Genomic DNA, 5,409 nt, shown 5'->3' with positions numbered 1-5,409 from the left:
CTATATTGAAAACATTCAAAATAAACTAAACAACAGGCCCAGAAAAGCACTCAAGTTCTTATCCCCCATTGAGTTTATTCAAAAACAAAAAATTGCATTTCAAAATTGAATTCACGAATCACTAATTCACCATTCACAAATAAATGACCGCATCACAATTTATTGCTCCGATTGTAGGAATCAGCGAGCGTCAGACCCAGAACACCATTACTCTTTTTGACGAAGGAGCCACAGTTCCGTTCATTGCTCGTTATCGTAAAGAAATGACCGGACAACTCGACGAGGTTCAAATTCTTGCCATCAAAGAACAATACCAAAAATTTCAGGAGGTTGAAAAACGTCGTGAAGCCATTTTAAAAAGTATTAACGAACAAGGCAAGCTGACACCTGAGTTGCGTAAAAAACTCGAAAGTACCTACGTACTTCAAACGCTGGAAGATATTTATTTGCCTTACAAGCCCAAGCGCAAAACCCGCGCGACGATGGCCATCGAAAAAGGGTTAGAGCCGTTGGCTCAATTGATTTTTTCGGGAAAAGAAGCCAACCCCGAACGCAAAGCCGAACAGTTTTTAAATGAGCAGGTTGGAACCATTGAAGAGGCTCTCCAAGGGGCGCGCGACATCATGGCCGAATGGGTATCGGAAAACGTAGATGCTCGTAACAAAACCCGCTTTGCTTTTGAGCGTACGGCATTGATTTCTTCCAAAGTCAAGAAAAACAAGCAAGAAGAAGGTGCCAAGTACCGCGACTACTTTGATTTCAGCGAACCGCTCAATAAAATCCCGTCGCACCGCCTGTTGGCCATTCGTCGCGGCGAAGAAGAAGGTTTTTTGAGTATTGACATTTCACCTGATGAAGATATGGCTGTTGAGTTTCTGGACCGTGTGTTTATCAAAGGATTACCTGCCTGCAAAGAACAATTGGAGCAAACGGTTTCCGATGCCTACAAGCGTTTGTTGAAGCCCAGCATCGAAAACGAATTTTCAAACATTTCCAAGGAAAAAGCGGACCGTTACGCTATTCAAGTGTTTACCGAAAACCTGCGGCAGTTGCTTTTGGCTTCTCCCCTTGGGCAAAAGCGCGTATTGGCCATCGACCCCGGCTTCCGTACAGGTTGCAAGGTAGTCTGTTTGGATTCTCAGGGAAATCTCTTGGCCGATACGGTCATTTATCCTTTTGACAAATCCATCGACGCCGAAGCGTCCATCAAGAATTTAGTTCAGAAACACCGTATTGAAGCCATTGCCATCGGAAACGGTACTGCCGGCCGCGAAACGGAAGATTTCATTAAGAAGATAAAACCCGAAGGGAGTTCTTCGACAGCCATAGAGATGTTTATGGTGTCCGAGCAAGGGGCTTCCATCTACTCCGCTTCCGATGTAGCTCGCGAGGAGTTTCCTGACAAAGACGTAACTGTTCGCGGGGCAGTTTCTATCGGTCGCCGATTGATGGACCCTTTGGCCGAATTGGTTAAAATTGACCCAAAATCCATTGGCGTAGGTCAATATCAGCACGACATTAACCAAACCATGCTAAAAACAGCGTTGGACACGGTGGTAGAGAGTTGCGTAAACTCCGTTGGGGTCAATATCAATACCGCCAGTAAGCACCTGTTGCAATACGTGTCGGGTTTAGGGCCTTCTCTGGCCAAGAATATTGTGGAATACCGTGCTCAAAACGGCGATTTCAAATCGCGTCAGCAATTGATGAAAGTCCCGCGTTTGGGTGGAAAAGCGTTTGAACAGGCAGCAGGGTTTTTACGCATCGAAAATGCGCCTAATCCGTTGGACAACAGCGCTGTTCACCCAGAAAGTTATCCCGTCGTAGAAAAAATGGCAAAGGATTTGAACACGAATGTGGCTGAATTGATGAAGAAACCGGAACTGCGTCGCCAAATTACGCCGCAGAAATACGTAAGCGAAACCACGGGTTTATTGACGTTACAGGATATTTTGAAAGAACTGGAAAAACCTTCCCGTGACCCACGCGAGCGCATTACGGCTTTTGAGTTCGACAGCCGTATCCGCAAACCCGAAGATTTGCACGAAGGTATGATTTTGCCGGGCATTGTGACCAACATAACGGCATTTGGCGCTTTTGTGGATATTGGCGTAAAACAGGATGGGCTGGTTCACGTTTCCCAAATGGCTAATCGCTTCATCAAAGACCCTAACGAAGTGGTGAAATTACAACAACATGTTACGGTCAAAGTAGTGGAAGTAGACTTGGCACGGAAACGTATTGCATTGAGTATGAAGATTTGACGAGCGCAAACGTCGGCGAGGGCTGGGCCGCTACGGCGTACCGTGCCCCCGTTCTAAACCTCGCCGACGTTGTTTCCAATGTTTAATTCTTCGGCTGTCCACCCGACAACGAACCTGCTTTGGCATGAGGCGCGGTAGAAGCGTCACCGGCAGTAAGCAGCTTTCCTTCCTTGTCCAGTTCGATGACTTCGTAGCCTAAACGTGATAAGCCCGGCTTGATCAAATTTTTATCACCCACCACGGTTATCACCATTTTGTTGACCGGTAAGCGCTTGCGGGCAATCGACTTAATATCTTCTTTCGTAATTTTCTTCAAAATATCGCTCTGTTGCTCCACAAAGTTGCGAGGCAAGTCATAGTCAATGATTTGGCTCAGAAAAATCGCTTTTTGAAGGGAAGTTTCGTAGCGTAACGCATCCCGTTGCCCAATCGAATTTTTGGTAAAAGCCAGTTCTTCGTCGGTAATTCCATCTTTGCCGTAGTTGGTAATTTCTTTGATGAACTCAACCACCGAGCTATCCGTAGCGGCAGCTTTTACTCCTGCCTGAGCCGTGAAAACGGCGGGTAAACGACTGCCGGTAAAAGAAGAACGGGCTCCGTAGGTGAAACCTTTGTCTTCGCGCAGGTTGAGGTTAATCCGACTGCTGAATGCGCCGCCTAAAATGTAATTGGCCAAGCCGGTGCGGTAATAATCGCCAGTAGCGTCGTAAGGCATATCCGTTACGTACCCAATACGAATTTCCGACTGAGCCGCTTTTCCTTTATCAATCAGATAAATACGTGTTTTGTCAATGGATTTAGCCGCAGTCAGCGTTGGAATCGTGACAGGTTTTACGGCCCATTTACTCAGGAAACCAAGTTTAGGCGTAATATCGGCCTGCTCAACATCGCCCACAATCACCAAATTGGCCATGGAAGGCGACAGGTTTTTCTCGTAAAAAGCTTTGATATCGTCTAATGTAATGCTTTCTACGGTTTTTGAAGTGCCGCTCACGGGAATCGCCCGGATATCGCCTTCGCCAAACAACAGTCGGTTGTAGGCTTTATTGGCAATGACAACCGGTTGAGTACTTTGATTTTGGATATTTTCCAACAACTGTTTTTTCAGGCGGGCAAAGTCTTGAGGCGCAAATTTAGGTCTGAACAATTTTTCTTCAAGCAGCGCAAGGGTAGCATCCAGATTCTTAGTCAGTGACTCCACCGAAATGCTGATTTCGCTCGTGGAAGCACCGATGGAGATGCTGCTTCCCAATTTTTCCAATCGGTTATTGATTTCTTCCGACGTAAAATTTTGAGTGGCTTCGTTCATCATGGAAGCCGTCAGCTGCGCAATACCTGATTTTGACATATCCGTAGCTGACAACAAATGACCGCCTTTAATGGACAACAGCAGCGTTACGGTTGGAATTTCGTCATTGCGAACACCAATCATTTTGATGCCGTTCGGCAGTTTATCGGTCCAGAAAGGGGGCACTTTAGTAGCCGGGTTGGTGCCAGAAGCCGGTTTTCTGCTGCGGTCAAACGAATCTGTCGGTTTTTTATACGTCAGTCCATAATAGCCATAATTGGGGGCTTTGTAACCGTCGGGCGATGCCGTATAATTGTCAGGGTGAATTACAATATCTTTTTTCCCCGTTGGATAAACAGTCAGAACGACTGCGCTTTTGCCTTTGATGTATTGATTATACACCCGCATTATATCTGCTTTTGTCAACTTTTGAAGCTCTTTTAACTCCTGAGGCAGGTAGTTTGCGGTCGGTGCAAATGTCTGATAGGCAGCCAATCGTGACACTTTTCCCGATACGCTCGACAGTCCTTCAATCAGGTTTGTTTCGCGAGTGGCTTTAAATTGAGCAAGGTCATCGTCAGTAACGCCGCGCGATTCAAATTCAGCCAAGGTACGTTGCAGAAGCATTTCCGCGCTATCGAGCCGTGTGGTTGGAAAGGGAAGCACATTTAACGAAAATTCCCCTGCCAATTCGGTCGTCGGGTGACTCGCGTTGGACTGGGTTGCTTTCTCTGACTTAACGAAATTTTTGTACATCAACGAGTTACGGCCCCCTCCGAGAATATCGGCCAGCGCGTCCAGCGCGGTCTCATCCGAATGGTATAGAGGAACAGTCGGGTACGTAAAACGGAGCATTGGAAAACGAATGTTATCCTCGTACGATACATACCGGTTTTTATCCAATATCGCAGGAGGAACGGTTGTTTTTGTGACGGCCGGGCCTTTTGGAATAGTACCAAAATATTTTTCGGCCAATTGCACCACCTGTGCCGCAGTTACATCACCACCCACCGTCAAAACGGCATTGTTAGGACCGTACCAACGTAAAAAAAAGTTCTTTAGATCGTTGACATTCACCCGATTCAAATCTTCAAGGTAACCGATGGTCAGCCACGAATACGGGTGGCCGTACGGATACAGATTTTTGGCAGTTGTTTCGCTGGCCAGTCCATAAGGTCGGTTGTCGTAGTTTTGCCCCCGTTCGTTCTTGACCGTAGCCCGTTGTATTTCAAACTTTTTCTGCGTTACGGCATCCAGCAAAAAACCCATACGGTCAGCTTCGAGCCAAAGCGCGCGCTCCAGCTGATTGCTTGGTACAGTTTCGTAGTAGTTGGTTCGGTCGCGGTTGGTCGAGCCATTTAGCGTACCTCCTGATTCGGTAACGATTTTAAAGTGCTCGTCGTCGGCAACGTGGTCGGAGCCCTGAAACATCATGTGCTCAAAAAAGTGGGCGAATCCGGATTTACCGATTTCTTCGCGGGCCGAGCCAACGTGGTAGGTAACATCCACGTGCACAACCGGGTCAGAGTGGTCTTCGTGGACAATAACGGTTAGCCCATTGGCCAATGCATACTTTTCGTACGGAATGACCAATTCATTGCCTTTACGCGTTACTTTTTCAATGAGTTTAGTTTGTGAGAATGCTCCCTGAGCCATTGACAGACCCAACAGCAGGGAGAGCGAAGCGAAATTACGTATCATGCTCGAAATAAGATTGGTAAAATTCCTGTAATTTAACCGGTAGTGCGCCAATTATGGTGCTGATTTTGTAAGGGGCAATCGGGGTGTTATTTTTGTTTTACCAAGAACCTAAATAACCTACCTGATGTGTAATACACCCGAAAGATGCCCCCGTTG

Annotated in this window: 2 protein-coding genes; one reads left to right on the top strand and one right to left on the bottom strand. The window is 46.7% G+C overall.

From position 1 onward, the window contains the following. Nucleotides 1-143: 143 nt before the first annotated feature. Nucleotides 144-2,264: a Tex family protein gene (locus Q0081_RS14075; protein WP_298354484.1), complete on the top strand. Its 2,121-nt coding sequence runs from the start codon at nucleotides 144-146 to the stop codon at nucleotides 2,262-2,264. 82 nt (nucleotides 2,265-2,346) lie between these two features. On the opposite strand, the gene Q0081_RS14070 is transcribed toward Q0081_RS14075, so the two are convergent. Then, nucleotides 2,347-5,253: a pitrilysin family protein gene (locus tag Q0081_RS14070; RefSeq protein ID WP_298354481.1), complete on the bottom strand. Its 2,907-nt coding sequence runs from the start codon at nucleotides 5,251-5,253 to the stop codon at nucleotides 2,347-2,349. Nucleotides 5,254-5,409 lie beyond the last annotated feature (156 nt).

The sequence above is a fragment of the Runella sp. genome (assembly GCF_027484545.1).
GTDB lineage: Bacteria > Bacteroidota > Bacteroidia > Cytophagales > Spirosomataceae > Runella.
The sequence above is the reverse complement of the archived record's forward strand: the minus strand, read 5'-3'. Positions and strand labels throughout refer to the sequence as shown.

Excerpts from the sequence above, each read along its gene's own strand:
- Q0081_RS14075 (WP_298354484.1), top strand. The coding sequence starts at position 144 with ATGACCGCATCACAATTTATTGCTCCGATTGTAGGAATCAGCGAGCGT.
- Q0081_RS14070 (WP_298354481.1), bottom strand. The coding sequence starts at position 5,253 with ATGATACGTAATTTCGCTTCGCTCTCCCTGCTGTTGGGTCTGTCAATG.